The 20,343-nt window shown below is 72.6% G+C and carries 23 protein-coding genes and 1 pseudogene; 8 read left to right on the forward strand and 16 right to left on the reverse strand.

Going from position 1 to position 20,343, the window contains the following annotated elements:
- The 3 genes and pseudogenes from ACFFCA_RS10490 to ACFFCA_RS10500 all read right to left on the reverse strand — a co-directional run.
- Positions 1–316 (reverse strand): annotated as a pseudogene (locus ACFFCA_RS10490) (hypothetical protein); the annotation flags it as partial.
- A complete protein-coding gene (locus tag ACFFCA_RS10495) occupies positions 304–606 on the reverse strand; it encodes a WXG100 family type VII secretion target (RefSeq protein ID WP_375484488.1) in 303 nt (100 codons plus the stop codon). The pseudogene ACFFCA_RS10490 and the gene ACFFCA_RS10495, both read right to left, overlap by 13 nt.
- 47 nt (positions 607–653) lie before the next feature.
- A complete protein-coding gene (locus ACFFCA_RS10500) occupies positions 654–956 on the reverse strand; it encodes a WXG100 family type VII secretion target (protein WP_375484490.1) in 303 nt (100 codons plus the stop codon).
- Between the two features lie 102 nt (positions 957–1,058).
- On the opposite strand from ACFFCA_RS10500, the gene serS reads away from it, so the two are divergent.
- From serS to ACFFCA_RS10515, 3 genes are read left to right on the forward strand one after another with little or no spacing between them, the layout of a single operon-like run.
- On the forward strand, positions 1,059–2,321 hold the full coding sequence (serS, locus tag ACFFCA_RS10505; RefSeq protein ID WP_375484492.1) for a serine--tRNA ligase: 1,263 nt from the start codon (positions 1,059–1,061) through the stop codon (positions 2,319–2,321).
- The gene (locus tag ACFFCA_RS10510) at positions 2,318–3,169 is read left to right on the forward strand and encodes an HAD family hydrolase (RefSeq protein WP_375484494.1); all 852 of its coding nucleotides are present in this window, start codon (positions 2,318–2,320) and stop codon (positions 3,167–3,169) included. Before serS ends, ACFFCA_RS10510 begins: the two co-directional genes overlap by 4 nt.
- A complete protein-coding gene (locus tag ACFFCA_RS10515; RefSeq protein WP_375484496.1) occupies positions 3,169–3,738 on the forward strand; it encodes a hypothetical protein in 570 nt (189 codons plus the stop codon). The genes ACFFCA_RS10510 and ACFFCA_RS10515 overlap by 1 nt, the downstream gene beginning before the upstream one ends.
- 208 nt (positions 3,739–3,946) lie before the next feature.
- Here the strand turns inward: ACFFCA_RS10515 and ACFFCA_RS10520 are convergent, their stop codons facing one another.
- Positions 3,947–5,395, reverse strand: a complete 1,449-nt coding sequence (locus ACFFCA_RS10520) for an acyl-CoA synthetase (RefSeq protein ID WP_375484498.1) — start codon at positions 5,393–5,395, stop codon at positions 3,947–3,949.
- 19 nt (positions 5,396–5,414) lie between these two features.
- Entirely contained in the window at positions 5,415–5,963 is a 549-nt protein-coding gene (locus tag ACFFCA_RS10525; protein WP_375484500.1) for a bacterial proteasome activator family protein, read from the reverse strand.
- Between the two features lie 77 nt (positions 5,964–6,040).
- Between ACFFCA_RS10525 and ACFFCA_RS10530 the strand changes: the two genes are divergently transcribed.
- Positions 6,041–7,231, forward strand: a complete 1,191-nt coding sequence (locus tag ACFFCA_RS10530; protein ID WP_375484502.1) for an aminotransferase class V-fold PLP-dependent enzyme — start codon at positions 6,041–6,043, stop codon at positions 7,229–7,231.
- A 46-nt stretch (positions 7,232–7,277) separates the two neighbouring features.
- Here ACFFCA_RS10530 and ACFFCA_RS10535 read toward each other — a convergent pair whose 3' ends face one another.
- A complete protein-coding gene (locus ACFFCA_RS10535) occupies positions 7,278–8,261 on the reverse strand; it encodes an NAD(P)H-quinone oxidoreductase (RefSeq protein ID WP_375484503.1) in 984 nt (327 codons plus the stop codon).
- A 161-nt stretch (positions 8,262–8,422) separates the two neighbouring features.
- On the opposite strand from ACFFCA_RS10535, the gene hutH reads away from it, so the two are divergent.
- Entirely contained in the window at positions 8,423–10,003 is a 1,581-nt protein-coding gene (hutH, locus tag ACFFCA_RS10540; protein ID WP_375484505.1) for a histidine ammonia-lyase, read from the forward strand.
- 80 nt (positions 10,004–10,083) lie between these two features.
- On the opposite strand, the gene ACFFCA_RS10545 is transcribed toward hutH, so the two are convergent.
- From ACFFCA_RS10545 to ACFFCA_RS10560, 4 genes are read right to left on the reverse strand one after another with little or no spacing between them, the layout of a single operon-like run.
- Entirely contained in the window at positions 10,084–11,001 is a 918-nt protein-coding gene (locus tag ACFFCA_RS10545; RefSeq protein WP_375484507.1) for an alpha/beta hydrolase, read from the reverse strand.
- Between the two features lie 49 nt (positions 11,002–11,050).
- Positions 11,051–11,443 carry a (deoxy)nucleoside triphosphate pyrophosphohydrolase gene (locus ACFFCA_RS10550; protein ID WP_375484509.1) on the reverse strand — a complete coding sequence of 131 codons (393 nt, stop codon included), beginning with the start codon at positions 11,441–11,443 and terminating at the stop codon, positions 11,051–11,053.
- A complete protein-coding gene (locus tag ACFFCA_RS10555) occupies positions 11,440–12,915 on the reverse strand; it encodes a cryptochrome/photolyase family protein (RefSeq protein ID WP_375484612.1) in 1,476 nt (491 codons plus the stop codon). Before ACFFCA_RS10555 ends, ACFFCA_RS10550 begins: the two co-directional genes overlap by 4 nt.
- A 59-nt stretch (positions 12,916–12,974) precedes the next feature.
- Complete coding sequence (locus tag ACFFCA_RS10560; RefSeq protein ID WP_375484511.1) at positions 12,975–14,696, reverse strand: GAF domain-containing SpoIIE family protein phosphatase; 1,722 nt, start codon at positions 14,694–14,696, stop codon at positions 12,975–12,977.
- Positions 14,697–14,839: 143 nt separating this feature from the next.
- On the opposite strand from ACFFCA_RS10560, the gene ACFFCA_RS10565 reads away from it, so the two are divergent.
- The gene (locus tag ACFFCA_RS10565) at positions 14,840–15,415 is read left to right on the forward strand and encodes an HhH-GPD-type base excision DNA repair protein (protein ID WP_375484513.1); all 576 of its coding nucleotides are present in this window, start codon (positions 14,840–14,842) and stop codon (positions 15,413–15,415) included.
- Between the two features lie 94 nt (positions 15,416–15,509).
- Here the strand turns inward: ACFFCA_RS10565 and ACFFCA_RS10570 are convergent, their stop codons facing one another.
- The 4 genes from ACFFCA_RS10570 to ACFFCA_RS10585 are packed head-to-tail and all read right to left on the reverse strand — an operon-like array spanning position 15,510 to position 17,996.
- The gene (locus ACFFCA_RS10570; protein ID WP_375484515.1) at positions 15,510–16,166 is read right to left on the reverse strand and encodes an aminodeoxychorismate/anthranilate synthase component II; all 657 of its coding nucleotides are present in this window, start codon (positions 16,164–16,166) and stop codon (positions 15,510–15,512) included.
- A 19-nt stretch (positions 16,167–16,185) separates the two neighbouring features.
- A complete protein-coding gene (locus tag ACFFCA_RS10575; protein WP_375484517.1) occupies positions 16,186–16,350 on the reverse strand; it encodes a hypothetical protein in 165 nt (54 codons plus the stop codon).
- Complete coding sequence (locus tag ACFFCA_RS10580) at positions 16,350–17,195, reverse strand: class E sortase (RefSeq protein WP_375484518.1); 846 nt, start codon at positions 17,193–17,195, stop codon at positions 16,350–16,352. The genes ACFFCA_RS10575 and ACFFCA_RS10580 overlap by 1 nt, the downstream gene beginning before the upstream one ends.
- Before the next feature lie 33 nt (positions 17,196–17,228).
- Entirely contained in the window at positions 17,229–17,996 is a 768-nt protein-coding gene (locus ACFFCA_RS10585) for a DUF881 domain-containing protein (protein ID WP_375484520.1), read from the reverse strand.
- Positions 17,997–18,119: 123 nt separating this feature from the next.
- Here ACFFCA_RS10585 and ACFFCA_RS10590 point away from each other — a divergent pair, with 123 nt between their 5' ends.
- Positions 18,120–18,398 carry a cell division protein CrgA gene (locus ACFFCA_RS10590; protein WP_375484522.1) on the forward strand — a complete coding sequence of 93 codons (279 nt, stop codon included), beginning with the start codon at positions 18,120–18,122 and terminating at the stop codon, positions 18,396–18,398.
- A gap of 73 nt (positions 18,399–18,471) precedes the next feature.
- Positions 18,472–18,891, forward strand: a complete 420-nt coding sequence (locus ACFFCA_RS10595; RefSeq protein ID WP_375484524.1) for a PH domain-containing protein — start codon at positions 18,472–18,474, stop codon at positions 18,889–18,891.
- 3 nt (positions 18,892–18,894) lie between these two features.
- Here ACFFCA_RS10595 and ACFFCA_RS10600 read toward each other — a convergent pair whose 3' ends face one another.
- Positions 18,895–19,770 carry a rhomboid family intramembrane serine protease gene (locus ACFFCA_RS10600; protein WP_375484526.1) on the reverse strand — a complete coding sequence of 292 codons (876 nt, stop codon included), beginning with the start codon at positions 19,768–19,770 and terminating at the stop codon, positions 18,895–18,897.
- 8 nt (positions 19,771–19,778) lie between these two features.
- The gene (locus ACFFCA_RS10605) at positions 19,779–20,306 is read right to left on the reverse strand and encodes a peptidylprolyl isomerase (RefSeq protein ID WP_375484528.1); all 528 of its coding nucleotides are present in this window, start codon (positions 20,304–20,306) and stop codon (positions 19,779–19,781) included.
- Between the last annotated feature and the right edge of the window lie 37 nt (positions 20,307–20,343).

The following is a 20,343-nucleotide window of genomic DNA, read 5'->3' on the forward strand; positions in this document are numbered from 1 at the left end:
ACGGGCAGGCGTTGGAGCCGTAGGCCAGGACCGGGTGCCGGCCCACCGTCGGCAGCGCACCACGGGCGACCAGCCAGTCGTCGAGCGGCACCCGCCCGACCCGCCACCCGTCCGCGTCCGACGTCAGCACCCGCCCGATGCCGTCGTCGTGGACGAACGAGCAGTCCGGCCGGGCACCCGGGTAGGGGTGCGCGGGGAACTGCCGGTCCGGGAACGTCGCCCCGGTAAACGGAGCACCCGACGACACGGCGTCGTCGGACACGGCGGCCGGCGTCCGCCCACCGGCCGCCGGCCACGCCGGGGTCAGTGCGCCCACAGCGCCCCGTTGACGCGGATCGCCGACGCGTAGTTCGCGTGCGCCGTGGCCGCGATCGAGCGCATGGTCCGCAGCGCCTCGTGCGCGTCGGTGCTGCCCGCCCGCCACCGGTCGTGGGCGGCGGCGTGTTCCTCGGCCGCCACGCCGCGCCACACCGCGTGCACCCGGTTCATGCGCGACTGCACATCCGTCTGCACCGACTCCAGCGCGTCACCGAAGCGGGCGAGCGCGGCCACCAGTTCCTCGAGCTGCTCGAGGTCGACGCTGAAAGCGCCGGACCCGTCGCTCATGACGGCCGGCTGCTCATGACGGCCGGCTGCTCATGACGGCCGGCTGCTCATGACGCCATCCGGTTCAGGTCGGTGGCGTTGGCGGTCTCGGCGCGCTCGTAGTCGACCCCCGCGTCACCCAGTGCGCCGGCGAGGGTGTCGAGCGCGGCCAGCATGCTGACGGCCCCGGCGTGCCACTCGGCGTAACCGGCGTGGAACGCGCTCGCCGCCCCACCGCGCCAGCCGGCGGCGAACAGGTCGTTCGCCAACGTCTCGAGCCGGGCCAGCTCGTCCCGCCCCTCGCCGGCGGCCTGGTGCACCTGACCCTCGGCGGCAAACAGCTCGCTGGGATCGACGTCGTACCCGGGCACCGCCACCACCTCCGTCTGCTCCCGACCGACCCTAGATCGATCCGGCCCGTCCCGGAGCGGCCTGTGGACAACCGACGAGCAGCGCGTCAGTAGCCTGAGTGGGTGATCGACCTGAAGACCGTGCGCGAGGACCCCGAGCGGGTCCGGGCCTCGCAGCGCCTGCGCGGCGACGACGAGGGCGTCGTCGACACCCTGCTGGCCGCCGACGAGGCGCGACGCGCGGCCGTCACGCGGGCCGACACCCTGCGCGGCGAGCAGAAGACCATCAGCAAGCAGGTGGGACGGGCGACCCCCGAGGAGCGTCCGGCGATCCAGGCGCAGGCCAAGGAGCTGTCGGCCCGCGTCGCGTCGGCGGCCGCCGAGGCGACGGCCGCCGAGCAGGAACTGCGGGCCGCCCAGCTGTCGGTCGCCAACCTCGTCGAGGACGGCGTCCCGCCCGGGGGAGAGGACGACTTCGTCACCCTCGAGACCGTGGGCACGCCCCCGCACGTGGACGAGCCGCGCGACCACCTCGAGATCGGTACGGCACTCGGGGCCATCGACACCGAGCGGGGCGCGAAGGTCAGCGGAGCGCGGTTCTACTTCCTCACCGGGGTCGGCGCCCAGCTCGAGTTCGCGCTCGTCAATCTCGCCATGCAGCAGGCCACCGCGGCCGGGTTCACCCCCGTCATCGCACCGTCGCTCGTCAAGCCCGAGATCATGGAGGGCACCGGCTTCCTCGGTGCGCACGCCGACGAGGTCTACCACCTCGACAAGGGCGACGACCTGTACCTCGTCGGCACCTCCGAGGTCGCGCTCGCCGGTTACCACCAGGGCGAGATCCTCTACCCCACGCAGCTGCCCCTGCGCTACGCCGGCTTCAGCTCCTGCTTCCGCCGGGAGGCCGGGTCGTACGGCAAGGACACCAAGGGCATCATCCGCGTGCACTGGTTCGACAAGGTGGAGATGTTCTCCTATGTGACGCCCGACGACGCGCAGGACGAGCACCAGCGCCTGCTGGCCTGGGAACGCGAGTTCATGGACTCCCTCGAACTGGCGTACCGGGTCATCGACGTCGCCGCGGGCGATCTCGGGTCCAGCGCTGCCCGCAAGTTCGACATCGAGGCCTGGTTCCCGTCGCAGCAGGCCTACCGCGAGCTGACGTCGACGTCCAACTGCACGACCTTCCAGTCCCGCCGGCTCAACATCCGCACCCGCGGGCAGGCCGGAACGGCGCCGGTCGCGACGCTCAACGGCACGCTGTGCGCGGCGGCGCGCACCATCGCCTGCCTGCTCGACCACCACCAGCAACCCGACGGTTCGGTGTACGTGCCGGCCGCGCTGCGTCCCTGGCTCGGCGGGCGCGAACTGTTGACCCCCCGATGACCGCGGCAGAGACGGCGGAGCTGTCCGGCGCAGGCATCCGACTCGTCGCCACCGACCTCGACGGCACCCTGCTGCGCAGCGACGACACCGTCTCCGACCGCACCCGGGCGGCCCTGCGCGCCGCGGCCGAGGCGGGCCTGGTCGTCGCGTTCGTCACCGGTCGCCCGCCGCGCTGGCTGGACGACGTCATCGACGAGACCGGGCACGTCGGCGTCGCCGTCGGCGCGAACGGCGCGGTGCTCTACGACATGGCCGACCAGACGCTGCTGTCGGTACACGCCTTGCCACCGGAACTGATGCGCGAGATCGGCGACGAGCTGCGGGCCGAGTTCCCGGACGTCACCTTCGCCGTCGAGTACGCGAACGGGTTCGCCGCCGAGCCGGGCTACGTCCACGACTGGCGGGTCAACCCCCGCCTGGACCGGCAGGGCCGACCCATCCCCGCGCCGCGTACCGGCGCGCTGGCCGACATCACGGGCGAGCCCGGCATCAAGCTGCTGGCCAAGGAGCGCGCGGAGAAGCCCGACCGTTTCCTGGCTGCCGCCACCGAGCTGCTGGGCACGCGCGCGAGCATCACCCACTCCTCGTCGTTCGGGCTGCTCGAGATCGCGTCAGCCGGTGTCACCAAGGCCACCGGTCTCGCCGAGCTGGCGACGCGGCACGGCGTGCGCCGCGAGGACATCCTGGCCGTCGGCGACATGCCCAACGACATCCCGATGCTCGAGTGGGCCGGTCACTCCTTCGCCGTGGCCAACGGACACGCCTCGGCGCGGGCCGCCGCCCGGACCACCGTGGGGCGCAACGACGACGACGCCGTCGCCGACCTCATCGAACGCATCCTGGGCTGATGCGCAGGGCAGCGCTCGTCACGGCGCTGCTGCCGGGTGCGCTGCTGGTCCTGCCGGCCTGCTCGTCGTCGAACGACACCCGGCCGGCCTACCGGGTGCCGGCGTTGATCAAGCTGCTCGTCACTGCGCGCGACGTCGACCTGCAGGGCTACACCACGACGCGACCCGACGGCGAGGAGCAACCGGGTGCGGCGACGGCCACCGCGTACTTCAACCGCGCCGGTTTCACCGACTCCGGGCTGCACAGCTCGGACGTCGCGAGCCAGGTGACGGTCACCCTGGTCGCGACGAGCAGTCCGGTGGCCGCCCGCGCGCGGGTGGACGACGCGGTGGCGTCCGCAACGGCCGGCCTGCGCGACGCACCGACGTCGACGCCCGTCGGGCTGGGCACCCACGGCCGCGAGGTCGCCGGGCGCGCCAAGGGTGACGGCGCGGCCCAGCGGGGTGTCTACTTCGCCGACGGCGAGGTTGCGGTCAGCGTCATCGTGAGCTCGGTCGTCGCCCAGCCGGCCACGATCGCCCGCGACGTGGCCCGCGCCCAGGACGCGAAGCTGCGCCGCTCGTCCTGACGTGGGCGGTGTTTCACCCACCTCGCGCGGCGCTTGAGGTCTGCAAGCACCCTTGCAACCCCCGCCGCGGGGCCGTTGTCAGCCGTGCCCGAGGGCCGTTGCGAACATGCGTGCAAGGCACAAGCGCCGCCGACAGCCAGTGGTGACGTCAGCTACGACCCGTCCTATCAGACGCCAGACACCGCCGGCCGCGGTAAGAGGGCGCGCATCAGGTTGGTGGCGGCGGACGGAGTGCCGCCCGGTGGATCTTGCCGCTGGTGGTCTTGGGCAGCTCGTCGACGAACCACACCCGACGGGGGTACTTGTACGGCGCGGTCTCGGCCCGGACGTGTGCCTGCAGCTCGGCCACCAGCGCGTCGTCGGCCTCGACGTCGTCCTTCACCACCACCGCCGCACCCACCACGGACCCGCGGGCGGCGTCGGGCACACCGAGCACAGCGCACTCGCGCACCGCCGGGTGCGACTGCAGCGCCGACTCGACCTCGGTGGGCCCGATCCGGTAACCGGCGCTGATGATCACGTCGTCGGCGCGCGACTCGAAGAACAGCCAGCCGTCGGCGTCCTGCCGGACCTGGTCTCCCGTGTGCCAGCGGCCGGCCGGCACGGGGGCGCCGTCGTAGCCCAGGAAGAAGGTCGGGACCGTGGCCGGGTCGAGGGTCAGCTCACCGTCGACGATCTCGACGTCGATGCCGGGCAGGGCGCGGCCCATCGAGCCGGGCGGCGCGGTCTCGCCCGGGCGTACGCCGGTGATCTGCCCGGTCTCGGTCTGCCCGTAGCCGTCGGAGATCTCGAGCCCGGTCTGCGTACGCCAGGCCTCGAAGGCGGGGACGCCGAGCGGCTCGCCCGCGGTGACCGCGCGACGCAGCGTCGGCAGCGGATCGATCGGGCCGGCCGCCGCGATCAGGCGGTACTCGGTGGGCGCCATGCACAACACGTCGACGCCCTCGGCCCGGATGGTGGCCAGGCGCTGCGCGGCGTCGAAACGGGTGTCCTGCAACAGGGCGGCGGCAGCGCCGAACCACGGCGCCAGGAAGCTGTTGCGGGCCGCCTTCGACCAGCCGGGCGCGGCGGTCGACCACACCAGCTCGCCGGGCCGGGCCGCCATCCACTGCGTCGCCTGCAGCTGCTGTCCGGTGACGTACCGCTGCCCGTGGGTGACCAGCTTCGGCTCTCCGCTGGTGCCCGAGGTGAACAGCACGAACGCCGGATCCAGGTCGCCGAGCTCGGCGAACGGCGGTGCGGCGTCGCCGGCCCACTGCGCCGGGTCGGGAGCCAGCACCGGGCACGAGGGACCGGCGGCGTCCAGGACCGCTCGATTTCGTGGGTCGCAGACGATCGCGCCGGGCCGCGCCCGTTCGAGCCGCAACGCGATGTCCTTCGGGCGCAGCTGCTCGCTGCAGGGCAGGACGGGCGCGCCCAGCCACAGCCCGGCCAGGATGGTCAGGACGTACTCGATGCGGCTGCCGACGAGCGTGAGCACGACGGTGCCACGGTCGACGCCGTGGTCGGCCAGGGTGGCGGCGAAGGCGCCGGCCGCGCGGCCGAGCCGGTCGAACGTCCATTCCTCGCGGGTGCCGTCGGCGTCGAGCGTGACGACGGCCCGCTCGTCCGGCCCGCGGACCAGCACGAGATCGCGTACGGCGTTGCCCACCGTCACCGAGCCCTGCCGTGCCCGGTCAGAGGTACTGGCCGGTGCCCCGGCCGTCACCCGGCTCGCGTTCCTCGCCCGGGCCACCGAGCCCCGCACCCGGCGGCATGATCATCTGCCCGCCGGGGCCGACGATGACCTGCCCGCTGCCCGGACCCCCGGGCAGGGCACGGCGGCGCATCTCCTCGAGCTGCGCGCGTGCCGCGGCCTGTTGGGCGTACAGCGCAGTCTGGATGCCGTGGAACAACCCCTCGAGCCAGCCGACCAGTTGGGCCTGGGCGATGCGCAGCTCGGCCTCGGAGGGAACGTCCCCGCCGAACGGCAGGCTCAGGCGCCGCAGCTCCTCGCGCAGCTCCGGCGCCAGCCCGTCCTCGAGCTCGTGGATGGACGTCTCGTGGATCTCGCGCAGCCGACGGCGGCCCGCCTCGTCGAGCGGTGCGGCCCGGACTTCCTCGAGCAGCTGCTTGATCATCGTGCCGATTCGCATCACCTTGGCCGGTTGCTCGACCTGGGCCGTAATCTCGTCGATGTCATGTTCGTCGGTTTGGGCGGCGTTGTCGTCGGGGGATTCACTCACCGATCCAGTCTGCCCGGGCCACTGCGGGCAGCAACATCGAGGACGGATCCCGGGGGGCGGACGTGCAGGTGATCGGCGTGGACGTGGCGCGAGTCCGCGGGCTGTATCCGACCCTGGCCACCCGCACCGCCCACCTCGACGGTTCGTTCGCGGCGCTGCAGCCCGAGTCCGTCATCCGGGCCGTCATTGCCACCCTCCGCTCGGCACCCAGCCAACCCGGGTCCCGCTCGATCCGCTCGCAGCAGGCCGCCGAGCGCGTGGCGCGGGCCCGTCACGCGGCCGCGGACCTCGTCGGTGCCCGGTCCGGGGACGTGGTGCTGGGGTCGGACCTGCTCTCGCTGCTTACCCGGTTCGCGGCGCTGGCGGGCGGTGACTGGCAGCTCGGCGACGAGGTCGTGCTCAGCCGTCTCGACTCCGACGCCGCAGCCGACCCCTGGCTGGGCCAGGCGCGGGCGCGCGGCGCGATCGTGCGGTGGGCCGAGGTCGATCTGGAGACCGGCGAGGTGCCGGCCTGGCAGTACGAGACGCTGCTCGGTCGTCGCACCCGGGTCGTCACGGTCGCGCTCGGCAATCCCGCCACCGGCACCGTCCCCGACGTCCGGGCCATCGCCGACCTCGCCCACGGCCACGGTGCGCTCGTCGTCGTCGACGCCGGTGCGGCGCCGCCCTACCTGCCCATCGACCTCGGCGAGCTCGGTGCCGACGCGGTGGCCGTGGCTGCACCGGCCTTCGGCGGCCCGACCGTCGCGGCGCTCGTCACCCGTCCCGGTCTGCTGGCCGAGCTGGCGGCGAGCCCGGGCCACCGCGACGACCCGCCGCTCGTCGAGACCGCACCCCTGCCGACCGAACTGCTCGACGGGTTCACCGCCGCGGTCGAGCACCTGGCCGACCTCGCAGAGAGCACCCAGGGCACCCGACGCGAGCGGTTGGCGCGCTCGCTGATCGTGGCCGGCGAGTACACGCGCGGGCTGCACCGCGAGCTCGACGCGGGACTGCGCGCGCTGCCCGGCGTCACCGTGCTCGGCGCCGCCGAACGCGCGCTCCCGGTGGCCGCGTTCACCATCGCCGACCGCACCCCGTCGCAGGTCGGGGCGTTCCTGCAACGACACGAGGTGTCGGTGTGGACGGGGCCGGCCGGGATGCGCGAGCTGCTGCGGGCCGTGGGCGCCGACGAGCTGGGTGGGGCGTCGTTCGTCGGGCTGATGGCTCACACGTCGAGCGCCGAGGTACGCCAGCTGGTCGAGGCCGTTTGCCGCCTGACGCAGTAGCGGGTCCGACGACCCGGGCGCGGCACGTCCGGCCGGCCCGCGGTGCTCAGAGCTGCAGCAGGATCTTGCCGATGTGGCCACTGTCGTCCATGAGCTGGTGCGCCCGTCCGGCGTCCTCGAGCGGCAGCACCGAGTCGACGACGGGACGCACCGTGCCGGCCTCGATCATCGGCCAGATCGCGTTCTGCGCCTCGGCCACGATGGCCGCCTTCTGCTGGGCGGGGCGGGCGCGCAGGCCGGCGGCGTGCACCGTCGCCCGCTTGGTCAGCAGGGCACCCAGGTTCAGCTCGCCCTTCGCGCCGCCCTGCATGCCCAGCACGACGAGCCGCCCGTCGGTGGCCAACGCCTCGATGTTGCGGGCGAGGTAGGACGCACCCATGTTGTCCAGGATGACGTCGACGCCGGCGCCGTCCGTCTCGGCTTTGACGCGCTCGACGAAGTCCTCGTTGCGGTAGTTGATCCCCACGTCGGCGCCCAGGTCCCGGCAGACGTCGAGCTTGGCCTGCGAGCCGGCGGTGACGAACACGCGGGAGCCACGACCGGTAGCGAGCTGGACGGCCATCGTCCCGATGCCGCTGGAACCGCCGTGGACGAGCAACGACTCGCCGGGCTGCAGCCGGCCGGCGGCGGCGCCGAAGACCATCGACCACACCGTGCAGGTGACCTCGGGCAGCGCAGCCGCGGCGACCAGGTCGACGCCGCTGGGCACGGCCATCAGCTGCCCGACCGGCACCGCGACGCGCTCGGCGTAGCCACCACCGGCGAGCAGCGCGCAGACGCGGTCGCCGACGTTCCAGCCGGCCACCTCGTCGCCGACCTCGGCAACGGTTCCGGAGACCTCCATGCCCAGGTACTCCGACGCACCGGGCGGCGGCGGGTAGAAGCCCTGGCGCTGCAGCAGGTCGGCCCGGTTCAGCCCGGCGGCCGCCACCTGCACGATCACCTCGTCCGGCTTCGGGGTCGGGTCGGGGACGTCCTGCACCTGGAGGACCTCGGGTCCGCCGGGCTCGGTGATCACGACTGCACGCATCCTGCGAACGTACCCAGGCACCGGGTGGTCATTTCGGTGGACGGGTGGTCAGGTGTGAGCGACCACCGGTCGACCGAACCGACCACTGCCGAGAGTCTGGGATCGCAGACCCGGCCCACCCCGGACTGACCCGCCCGCACGGGTCGCGGCACAGTGACGGCATGACTGACGACGTCCCGACGTCCCCCGCATTGTCTGCCGCCTCGCGCATCGCCGTCGGCACCGGACCGGTCGGCGAGGCCGACCTCGTTGCCGTCGCCCGCTTCGGCGCCGGCGTCGAGCTCACCGACGGGGCGCAGCAGGCGATTGCGGCCACGCGCGGCGTCGTGGAGGCGTTGGCCGACGACGTCGAGCCGCACTACGGCATCTCCACCGGGTTCGGCGCCCTGGCCATGAAGCACATCCCGCCGGACCAGCGAGCGCTGCTGCAGCAGTCGCTGATCCGTTCGCACGCCGCCGGCAGCGGCCCCGAGGTCGAGCGCGAGGTCGTGCGCGCGCTGATGCTGCTGCGCCTGTCGACGCTGGCCACCGGTCGCACCGGCGTGCGCCCGCAGACCGCGGCGACCCTGGCCGGCATGCTCGACGCCGGCATCACCCCCGTGGTGCGCGAGTTCGGGTCGCTGGGCTGTTCCGGCGACCTCGCACCCCTGGCGCACGTCGCCCTGGCCCTGACCGGTGAGGGCACGGTCCGCGACCTGGACGGGGTCGAGCAGCCCGCCGCCGACGCCCTTGCCTCGGCCGGCCTGGAGCCGGTCCGGCTCGCCGAGAAGGAGGGCCTGGCCCTCATCAACGGCACCGACGGCATGCTCGGCCAGCTGCTGCTCGCGTGCACGGACCTGGACCTGTTGCTGCGCACGGCCGACCTCACCGCGGCGATGAGCGTCGAGGCGTTGCTCGGCACCGACCACGTGTTCGCGGCGGACCTGCAGGCGCTGCGCCCGCAGCCCGGCCAGTCGGTCGCGGCTGCCAACATGCGGGCCCTGCTCGCCGGCTCACCGATCATGGCCAGCCACGCCGGCCCGGACTGCGTGTACGTCCAGGACGCCTACTCGATGCGGTGCGCGCCGCAGGTGGCCGGTGCCGCCCGCGACACCCTGGCCCACGCCCGCCGGGTGGCCGGGTACGAGCTCGCCTCCGCCGTCGACAACCCCGTCGTCACCCTGGACGGCCGGGTCGAGAGCAACGGCAACTTCCACGGGGCGCCGGTCGCGTACGTCCTGGACTTCCTCGCCATCCCCGCCGCGGACGTGGCGAGCATCAGCGAGCGGCGCACCGACCGCATGCTCGACGTCGCGCGCTCGCGCGGGCTGCCGCCGTTCCTCGCCGCCGACCCGGGCGTCGACTCGGGGCACATGATCGCCCAGTACACCCAGGCCGCCCTGGTGAGCGAGCTCAAGCGGCTGGCGGTGCCGGCGAGCGTCGACTCGATCCCGTCCAGCGCCATGCAGGAGGACCACGTCTCGATGGGGTGGTCGGCGGCCCGCAAGCTGCGGCGCAGCGTGGACGCGCTGACCCGCGTGCTCGCGATCGAGCTGCTCACCGCCGCCCGCGCGCTCGACCTGCGGGCCCCGCTCGAGCCCGGGCCGGCCACGGGTGCCGTGGTGCGGGCCCTGCGCGAGCAGGTTCCCGGGCCCGGCCCCGACCGCTACCTGGCGCCCGAGATCGAGGCGGCCGTGGCGTTCGTCGCGAGCGGGGCCGCCGTGCGGGCGGCCGAGTCGGCGCTGGCGGGCCCGCTCGACTGACGGTCCCGACGACGGTAGGCAGACGCGCGGGCTGTGACCCGCGTGTCTGCATACCGTCCGGCTGGAACGGGCGGGTGAGCTCAGCCGGCGAGGACGCGGCGCAGGAACTCGACCTGCGCGGCCACCGACTTCTCGAACGGCTCGCCGGTGTAGATGTCGAAGTGGCCGACCGGGAAGGCGATCGTCTCCGCGCGCGGCGCCTTCTCGGCCACCTTGCGCACCGCGCTGACCGGGGCGATGTTGTCGCGCTCGGCGACGACGAGCAGCAGCGGGCATGACACGTCGGCAGCGGCGGTCACCGGGCGGTTGGCGGCGATCCGCAGCACACCCCGCGCGCACATCTCGTTGCGGAAGGTGGGTCCGGTGATGGCCGCGTAGCCCTCCTCGGCGCCGGGGGCCGACAGCACCGCGGCGGAGCCGGGCGGCCCGACGATCGGCACGTAGGCCGGCGAGCGTCGGGTCACGGCCCGGCGGGCGTCGCGCAGGCCGGCACGGGTGAGTGCCACTGTCTTCCCGATGCCGCTCTCCTCGCGCACCATGAGCAACGCGGCCAACCCGTCCATCGCCGCGCCCTGGCTGATGACCGCGGCCACGCGCTGGTCCTTAGCGGCGACGGCGATGACGTGGCCGCCCGAGTAGGAGCTGCCCCAGATCGCGATCCGGTCCGGGTCGACGCCGCGCCGACCCCTCGCCGCGGCGATGGCGGCGTGGTAGTCCTCGCGGTGCCGCCGGTGATCGACGTCTTGGCGCAGCTGCCCGTCCGACGTGCCGAAACCGCGGTAGTCGAAGACGAGCACGTCGGCGCCGGCCGCGGCGAAGTGCTCGGCGAACGGCAGCAGCCCGGTGTCGCGGGTGCCGCCGAAGCCGTGCGCCATGACGACGCAGGGCCGCCCGCGCGAGGTCGTCAGCGCGTCGTTGACCGCCTTCAGGTAGCTCGCCTCGCACCGCGTGCCGTGGCTGTCGAAGCTGATCGTCTCGACCGTCGTCCCACTGCTCATCTGCCTGACCCCCGTCATCGACTGGACACACCGTGCCCCGGCGCGGTGCTCACCGCAAGGCAGGGCGGACCGCGTCGAGCAGGGCGGCGTCCACGGGCAGCCAGTCCACCAAAGACAGAGTGGTGTCGTCCAGCCAGCGCAGCTCGTCGTGGTCCTCGCCCGCCGCGGGCGTCCCTCGCTCGACGACGGCGAGATACAGCGCCAGGTCGACGTCGCCGTCGCGTCCGGACCCGAGCCGTGCTCCGACCGAGACGGTGATGCCCAGCTCCTCACGGCACTCGCGGACGAGCGCCTGCACGTCGTCCTCCCCGGGCTCGCGCTTGCCGCCCGGGAACTCCCACCGCCCGGCGAGCGCCGCCGGCCGCGACCGGCGCGCGGCCAGCACCCGCCCGTCCGCCACGATCGCCGCCGCCACCACCGCGACCCGCGCCGGCTCGGTCACGGTGCGCGCGAGCCGCGGTCGCGCTCCTGCACCACCAGCTCGTCGAGGTCCTTGAGCCGGTCGAGCCCGTGAACCGCGCGGGCGATGCGCTGGTTGCCCTGCAGCGCCTCGCGGTTGCGCTCCAGGAAGGCCCAGTACCCGGCCGTGAACGGACACGCGTACTCGCCCACCCGCACCTTGGGGTTGTAGCGACAGTCGCCGCAGTAATCGCTCATCCGGTCGATGTAGGCGCCGCCACCGGCGTAGGGCTTGGTCGCCATCACCCCACCGTCGGCGTACTGCGACATGCCGACGACGTTGGGCACCATCACCCAGTCGTAGCCGTCGACGAACGCGCGGTGGAACCAGTCGGTGACCTGGCTCGGCCGCCAGCCGCGCTGCATCGCGTAGTTGCCGAGCACCATCAACCGCGGGATGTGGTGCACCCACCCGTGCTCGGCCACGTCCTGCAGGGTGTGCGAGAGGCACGCGGCGTCGACCGACTCGTGCTGCAGCTCGGCGAACCACTTCGGCAGCGACGCGGTGGCGCCCAGTTCGTTGCGACGGCGATAGTTGCGCGGCTGCTGCCAGTAGAGGTGCCAGACGTAGTCGCGCCAGCCGATGACCTGCCGGACGAACCCCTCCGTCGACGCGATCGGCGCGTCGCCGGCGCGGTACGCCTCCTCGGCCCGGTGCGCGACCTCGACGGGGTCGAGCAGCCCCAGGTTCATCACCGCCGACAGCAGCGAGTGCGCCATCCACGGATCCGCGGACAGGATCGCGTCCTCCTGGGCGCCGAAGCTCGGCAGGCGGTGCTCGACGAAGTCACCCAAGGCGTGCAGGGCCTCGGTGTGGGTGACCGCGAACCGCCGCGGTCCGTCGGCGCCGAGGAACGTCACGTCGCCGTCCGACTCCCAGGCGTCGAGGTCGGCGCGTACCTGCTCGTCGATCTCGTCCTCGTCCGGCCACCACGGCTCGTCCACGCCGAGGGTCGGCGTCTTCGGTGGCGGCTCGCGGTTGTCGGCGTCGAAGTTCCACTTGCCGCCGGCCGGTTCCGAGCCGTCCATGAGCACGCCGAGCCGCCGCCGGCTGTCGCGGTAGAAGTCCTCCATGAGCATCCGCTTGCGGCCGCGTCCGTCCGCCCAGGTCGCGAAGTCCGCCAGCGACGTCGCGTACCCGCGCGGCTCGAGCACCTCGACCCCGTCGAGACCGCGGACGAAGTCGTCGGCGGCGTGCGAGGTCGGCTGGCACACGGTGAGCTCGTCCGTCACCTCGCGCAGTGCCTCACGGTAGGTGTCGGCGCGGACGTAGGTGCACTGGTCACCCAGCTCGGCGGCGCGGTGGCGCATGGCCGAGAGCACGAGGTGCGCCTTCTGGCGGTGGTACGCCCGCCGCGTGAAGACCGCGCGCGACTCGATCATCAGGACCGGTTGGTCGGGGGCGTCGAGGAAGTGTGGGCCGAGCTGGTCGCCGAACAGCCAGCGTCGCGAGATGGTCACCCGGGCAGCCTTCCCACCGGGGCGAGCGGCGCACGCTCGAGACGACCGGGCCGCTAGGCCACCCGCACGGCGAGAACGGCGACGTCGTCGGCCCGGGACACGCCCACCACGTCGCCGAGCACCGAATCGAGCAGCTCCCCGACGGGGCGGGCGTGGTGGCGCTCCAGCGCGCCACGGAGCCGACGGACACCGTCCTCGAGGCTCTCGCCGCGCTGCTCGATGAGCCCATCGGTGTACAGCAGCACCGTGTCGCCTTGGCGCAGCTCGACCTCGTGGTCGTGGCGGACGAACTCGGGCAGGACACCGAGGACGGGATCGGCCGGGCCCGCGGTGCCCAGCACGCGGCAGTGGCCCCGCCGGTCGACGAGCAGGGGCGGCAGGTGCCCGGCGTTCGTCCAGCGCAGGCGACGGCGCCCGGTGGACGGATCGGGACGGTCCAGGCGGGCGTACACCAGTGACGCGAGGGTGGCCACCTGCAGGTCCTTCGCAGCGCGGTCCAGACGAGCGACGTTGACCGACGGCGCGTCGTCCAGCGCCCAGCCGAGCGCGCGCAGCATGCTGCGGAGCTGACCCATGGCGGCCGCGGCGCGGATGTCGTGACCCATCACGTCGCCGATCATCAGGGTCACGCTGTCGTCAGCGAGCACGGTCGCGTCGTACCAGTCGCCGCCGACCTGGTCGTTCGCGGCCGCGGTGCGGTAGCGCGCGCCGAGCTCGAGCCCGGCCGGGGAGGGCAGCGCGGTCAGCAGGGCCCGCTGCATGGTGCTGGCCGCGCTCATCCGCTCGTCGAGCAGGCTCGCGCGGTGCACGGCCTGCCCCGCATAGAGGGCGAGGGCGGCGACAGTGGTGCGCAGGTCGTCGTCCACACGTACTTCGTCCGGCCAGGTGAGCGCGAGCACGCCGATGGTCGTGTCGCCGACGACCAGCGGGACGGCCGCGGCCGACCGGTCGAGCGGGTCACCGCCCGGATACCCGGCCCGTGACGCGCTCACCGCCGCCTCGTCGGGCAGGAACACGGCCTGGCCGGTGCGGTACACCTCGGCGACGGGGTGGGCACCGGCCACCGGGAGTTGCGACAACTCCTCCAGGCGCTCCCAGCTCGCGCCGGGGTCCCGGACGCTGTGCAGGCTCGCATGATTGCGATCGGGCCGGTGCCAGATGCCCGCGTGCCGGCACCCGAGGCCGGTCTCGGCCGCCCGGGCCACCGCCGCCGCGACGTCGGCCATGCTGAGGGTGTCCGAGAGCGTCTCGCTCAACGCGAGCAGGACCCGGGAGTGCCGGGACGCGTCCTGCGCCGACTCCCCGACCGCGGCCGGGCGGTGCGTCAGCTCGTGCAGGGCCAGGTCACGCGCACACTGCCGCGCGAGATCGTCGAGCAGCCCGAGCTCGCGGTGGGTCCAGCGGCGGGGTGCGTGGTCGATGGCGCACAGGGTGCCGATGACGTGACCCTGCGAGTCGGTCAGCGGGAACCCGGCGTAGGCCGCGATGCCGAACTCGAGCACGCCGGGGTGGTCGTACCAGCGCGGCTCCCGCCGCACGTCGTCGATGACCAGCGGGCACCCGTCACGGACGACCTCCCGGCACACGGACAGCGACAACGGGACTGTCCGGTGCCGAGCGAGCCGTGGCGGCAACCCGTCGCCGCCGAGGACGGCGTGGTGGTGCTCGTCGATGACGCTGACCAGCACGACCGGCGCGTCCAGGAGCTCGGAGGTGATGTGGGCCAGGCGATCGAGGCCGGCGACCGGTTCCGCCCGTACCAGGGTGGCGGTCATCGGGTCACCTCCCTTTGAGAAACGAGACCCGAAGAATAACTGTAAGTTTTGTGTTAGGCAATGCAACGAAGTAGCGACTGAACGTCACCGCAGGCGACGCAGGGTGTTGGGTGCGCCCATGGTCCTGTGGTGGGATCGCGGCCATGCACCTCGCCACCACCACCTCCGGGAACGCGCTGCTCGAGCACGACCCGCTCGCCCTGCTCGTGGGCATGCTGCTGGACCAGCAGATCCCGATGGAGAAGGCCTTCACCTCACCGTCGGTGCTGCTCGAGCGCCTCGGTGGCGGCTCGTCCCTGGATGCCACCGCCATCGCCGAGCACGACCCCGCCGCCTTCGAGGAGCTGTTCCGCACGCCGCCGGCGCTGCACCGCTTCCCCGCGGCCATGGCCAAGCGGGTCCAGGCCCTGGCCCGCGTCCTCGTCGAGCAGTTCGACGGGCGGGCCGAGAACGTCTGGACGCAGGCGGGCGACGGGGCGGACCTCGTCGCGCGGATCGGTCGCCTGCCCGGGTTCGGCGAGCAGAAGGCCCGCATCTTCGCGGCCCTGCTCGGCAAGCAGTTCGGGGTCCACCCGTCCGGGTGGCGCGAGGCCACCGGTGCCTACGGCGACAGCGGCGCGTTCCGCTCGGTGGCCGACGTCGTCGACGACGCCTCGCTGCTCAAGGTGCGCGCCACCAAGCAACAGGCCAAAGCCGCAGCGAAGGCGGCCCAGGCCTGACGTTCGTCACGCGGCGGCCGACGCCGTTTGATCAACTCGCAGTCCGCAGGCCTGCAGCCCGGCATGTTGCGTGTTGATCGACGCAGGGGATGTCTCAGGCCGTCGCGAACGCCGTGGCCTGCAGCGCGGCGACCTCGTCGCCGAGCCGCGTCACCAGCGCGTCGTCCACCGTCGTCCCGCACCGGCGCAGCCAGTTGCCGACGATACGGTGTCCGTGCTGCGTGAGCACCGACTCCGGGTGGAACTGCACGCCCTCGACCGGCAGTGTCGCGTGCCGCAGGGCCATGACGACGCCCGACGCGGTGCGGCCCGTCACCACGATCTCGGGGTCCAACGCGTCCTCCGGCACGGTCAGCGAGTGGTACCGCGTCGCGGTGAACGGTGACGGCAACCCCGCCAGCACGCCCGTCCCGTCGTGCACCACGTCGCTCGTCTTACCGTGCAGCAGCTCCGGGGCACGCACGATCGGTGCACCGAACAGCTGACCGATCACCTGGTGCCCCAGGCACACGCCCAGCAGCGGCAGCGCGCGGTCGGCGGCGGCCTGCGCGACGGCCAGCGAGGAACCCGCGTCGTCGGGGTCGCCCGGGCCGGGGGAGATCAGCACCCCGTCGACGCCGAGGCCGTCGAGGTCGGCGGCGGACACCTCGTCGTTGCGGCGCACCACCACCTCGGCTCCGAGCTGGGCGAGATACTGGACCAGGTTGTAGACGAAGCTGTCGTAGTTGTCGACGACGAGAACGCGCGTCACAGAACCACCCGGACAGGGCTCATTTGTGGTTGGGGACGGTCACCTGGTTGATCGGCAGGTGCGGCTCGATCCACGGGAAGATGACGAACAGCAGCAACGCGGTGACGGCCAGCAGCAGCAGCAGGGTCTGCACCAGCTTGACCGCGAGCGGGCCGGGGAGGTGACGCCAGATCCAGGTGTACATCAGTGACTCACCTGCGAGTAGAGGGCCTCGATCGACGCCGGCATGGCCAGCACCTGATCACCGGACTTCGCGCTCACCCGCACCGACGACGCGGTGTCGAGGGCGGCGTAGACGATCATGCGCTTGTTGGCGGAGAACTTCGGGTGGCACGTGGTCATGGTCAGCAGGGCCTCGTCGGCGCGAGCACCCGGGTGGTCGGGCTTCGGCAGCAACACGTTGCCGTCGCTCGGCGACACGATCTCCCGGCCCGGGATCCCGTCGGAGTCCTCCTTCGTGAGCCCGTGCTGCTGTCCTTTGACGCGGTACACGAACCACGCGGAACGGGTCTCGACGATCACCGTGTCGCCGGCACGCAACTGGTCGAGGTTGAGGAACGGCTCGCCCTTGCCGACCCGGTGCCCGGCCATCGCGAAGTTGCCGACCTTGCCGGGCAGTCCGGTGTCGCGGTAGTGCGCCGGACCCTTCTCCAGCTGGGAATCGGTCGGGACGACGCTGCCCTCGACGATCGTGAAGTGGAAGTCCTTGCCCAGGCGGGGGATGTAGAGGTTGGCGATGCCGGTGCCGAGCGCAATCGTTGGGTCCTTGCTGCCGGGCAGGGCCAGCAGCGGGTCCTTGCCCTGCACCAGTTCCTTCTTGAACGCGTTGGCCACGTGCTTCTGCTCGCGCTCGGCGTAGAGGTTGGTGATCCAGACCTCGTAGACGACGAACAGCAGCACGACGAGGCCGGCGGTGATGAGGGTCTGACCGATGCCACGCAACACGAAGCGGACACGGTCGCCGACCGAGCGTCCCTGGCCGCTCGGCGCCGGCGGCGGGGGCGGCTCGACTACCGCGGTGTCGGTCATACGTCCTCACTCGGGTGCGGGGGCGACGTGCGTTCAGGAACCCGGCCGTGCGTAGATCAAGGTCAGCGGGCCCGTGTAGGCGGGCACGTCGACCCGGTCCTCGGACTCGACGGTATAGCCCAGACCGAAGTACCCGGCCGCCTGCCGGAAGAGCGTGACGCCCGGCGAGGCGGTCAACTGCTCCTGCATTGTGGCTGATGGACCCACCGCCGCAACACGGAACGGGGGTGAATACACATCTCCGTTCAGCAGCAGCGTGTTGCCGACGCACCGGACGGCCGAGGTCGGGATCACCCGCTGCCCGGCGATCGACATGGCCTCGGCACCGCCGGCCCACAGCGCGTTCACCACCGACTGCAGGTCGGACTGGTGCACGACGAGCTGGTTCGGATCCACCGAGGCGTTCGCCGAGGACGGGTCGGCATCGTCGAGCACGACCTGGAGCCCGGCTCCGTGGACCGCGGTCAGGCCCGCGGCCGCCGCCAGCGGCGACACCGCCCGTTGCGCCGCGGAGACCTTGCCGTCCCTCATGCCCGCCGAGGTGGCGGCCGCCTGCACCTGCGCCTGCAACGACGCGACCTGGCCGTCGAGGCCGCGCACCGTCCGTTCCGCGGCGCCGACGGTGTCGGCCAGGCTGCCGATGCCGGGCGCGCGCAGCTCGGTGCCATGGGAGTCCCGGGCGCTGGTGGCGAACCCGATCCCGGCGATGAGGCAGATCACCGGTACGAGCACCCGCCACGCCCGGGGGCGGGGGCGCGCCGGTCCGGGCGTGGCCGGAGCCGGCTCTGACGCTCGTGCCATCCGCAGGATCCGTCCGTCGGGCTGAGCGCCGGGACGCAGTGGTCCGGGCGCCGGTCGGGGTGCGGCGTCTACGCTAGCGGGCAGTCGACATCTGTCCTGCCTGCATCCCGGGAGTGAGCGCACGTGCCCAAGTCCAAGGTCCGCAAGAAGAACGACGCGCCGGTCCGGTCCTCGTCCAGCGCAGCGGCCCCGGCGCGTCAGCTGTCCCCGAGCCCGTCGTGGTACCCGATCGTCATGGCCGTCGTCCTCGTGCTCGGGCTGGCCTACCTGGTCACCTACTACCTGACCTCCAGCGGCACCGACCCGCACATCCCGGTGATGGCCGGGCTGCACGCGTGGAACTTCGCCGTCGGCTTCGGGATCATGCTGCTCGGCCTCGTCATGGCCGTCCGCTGGCGCTGACTCGTCCGTCCACACGGTTGTCCACGCCTGTGATTACACGACTGTAGTTCTGTCCCCAGCTGGGGAAAACACTGTGGACGACGCCACCCCGACCCGCCTGCGCTTCGTGCCCGACCGGCGCGCCACCGGCCTGGCCGCTGCCGGCCTGGTCGTCGCCGTGGTGGTGGCGCTGGTGGCCGCCGACGGCCCCGGCCGGCTGATCGCCGCGGTCGCGGCCGTCGTGCTCGGTGCCTACGCCGTCGGTGACCTGGTGTTCTCGCCGCGGCTGACGGCCGACGCGCAGGGCCTGGTCGTCCGCTCGCCGGCCACCCGCGCGCGCCTGCCCTGGGCAGACGTCGAGCACGTCCGGGCCGACACGCGGCTGCGGTTGGGGCTGCGCAGCACCACCCTGGAGATCGACGCCGGGCCCGTGCTGGTCGTGCTCAGTCGCCGGGCGATCGGCGCCGACCCCGAGCAGGCCGCCGGGTTGATCAACGCGCTGCGGCCGGCCTGAGCCTCACCAGGTGGCGGTGCGCACCCCGACCACGAGCACGACCAGCAGGAGCACGCCGGTGAGTCCGGCCGCCTGCAGGCGCGGCGCGATCTTTCGACGCGCGGTGGGCAACCCGGCGATCACGACGGCGGCCAGTGCGCCGGTGACGAAGCCTCCGATGTGTCCCAGCTTGGAGATGTTGGGCACCGAGAAGGTGATGATGAAGTTCAGCACGATGGTGCCGACCAGCCACTGGGTGTTGAGGCCGAGCCGGCGGACGAGCACCAGGCAGGCGCCGAACAACCCGAAGATCGCCCCCGATGCCCCGGCCGTGGTGCCGAATGCGTTGCCGAAGGCGTAGATCGCGGCGCTGCCACCGAGCGCGCTGAGCAGGTAGACGGCCAGGTAGCGCCATGGGCCCATGGCTCGTTCGAGAACCGGACCCACGATGGCCAGCGAGATCATGTTGGTGGCGATGTGCAGCGGGGTCAGGTGCAGGAAGGCCGAGGTGACCAGCTGGTAGTACTCGTGCTTGTCGTGCAGGTAGAGCGGGAACAGCTGCCAGTCCAGGAACAACCGGGAGTTGCGCGGATCCTGCAACGTGGCGTGGGTCTGCGTCCCGCTGACCAGGTAGGTCGCCACGTTCAGGACGATGAGGGAAATCGTGACGTAGGGCGGGTTCTGGCGCAGGCTCGCACCGAGGGCGTTGCGTGGAGCCCGCACGGAGCGGGCGCCCGCCCGAACGTCGTCCGGGCAGTGGAAGCCGACCGACGCCGGATGCATGCAGTCCGGGCAGATCGGCCGGTCGCAGCGCGTGCACCGGATGTAGGCCTCCCGGTCGGGATGGCGGTAACAGTGCTGCGCGAGCTGGGGGCCCGAGCTGCCCGGACGGTCGGCCATGCAGGGGCTCAGACGGCCTCGACGGTCACCGACGTGATGGTGATCGGTTCGACCGGCTTGTCGCCACGGCCGGTCTTGGTGGTGGCGATGGCGTCGACGACGGCGCGGCTGTCGGCGTCGGCCACCTCACCGAAGATGGTGTGCTTGCGGTTGAGGTGCGGCGTGCGGCCGACGGTGACGAAGAACTGCGAGCCGTTGGTGTTCGGCCCCGAGTTGGCCATGGCCAGCAGGTAGGGGCGGTCGAACTGCAGGTCGGGGTGGAACTCGTCCGCGAACTTGTAACCCGGGTCGCCGTAGCCCTCACCGAGCGGGTCGCCGCCCTGGATCATGAAGCCCTCGATGACACGGTGGAACACGGTGCCGTCGTAGAGCGGGTCGTTGGTCTTCGTCCTGGTGCCGGGGTGCGTCCATTCCTTGGCACCGGTGGCGAGGTCGACGAAGTTCTTGACGGTCTTGGGGGCGTGGTTGCCGAACAGCTCGATCCGGATGTCACCGGAGGTCGTGTGCAGCGTGGCGATCTGGGTTGCGTTGCTCATGACTCGATCCTGCCAGACGGCCCAAACGGGCCCGGAC

Source organism: uncultured Jatrophihabitans sp. (assembly GCF_964252635.1).
Taxonomy (GTDB): Bacteria; Actinomycetota; Actinomycetes; order Mycobacteriales; family Jatrophihabitantaceae; genus Jatrophihabitans.